1 pseudogene is annotated in these 620 nt (G+C 48.2%); it reads left to right on the top strand.

The features are described 5' to 3' along the window. Positions 1–620: pseudogene (vopR, locus tag R7O13_RS28425) on the top strand (type III secretion system effector VopR); the annotation flags it as partial.

Below are 620 nucleotides of genomic sequence, written 5' to 3'. Positions count from 1 at the left end.
TCAATGGCGAAAATAAACTGACGCTCGGCAATTTGAAAAATCTTGAAAGATTGTCGTCTGGCCCAAGTTCGCATTGGCCTGCCGCACAAACCGACACCTCGTCTTCCAAAACCAGCAAAGCCTCATCCAGCGTGGCGCTGATCAACGAGCACAAAGACAACCTTCAAAAGCTGGGGGATTTTGCATGCACAGACTTAAATACGTTTGGTCAAAAAGGGTCGCAGTTTTATGAAACAAAAGGTGCGCCAAGGCTAAAAGCTCTTTACGCGAACCAAGCACGAATCGCGCAAGATCAAAGAGCGACCATGTCTGCCAGCGCTGTTCAAGCTGCCGCTCAAAGAGGCAATGCTCCGCAGCTAAGTACATTACAGAACATTGCTAAGTATGTACAAAATGCCAAGGCAGGTTGCTGTACCACATTTGCTTTCGCTGCCGCTGCTGAAATGATTCAAGGCATGTCGGGCACACCAGAAAACCAGCCAAAAGTAGAAGTTGTGGCGTTTAAAAAAGGCCATTCTGGCACGCACCTTTATGTATTGGTGGGGAGACAAGAAGGCAGCGACATTAAAGACCCATCGACGTGGAATAAAGACGTAAAAATCGTCGATCCTTGGGCGGCG

It is taken from the genome of Vibrio sp. Y176 (genome assembly GCF_033438945.1).
This window is presented reverse-complemented; position numbering and strand designations above follow the sequence as displayed.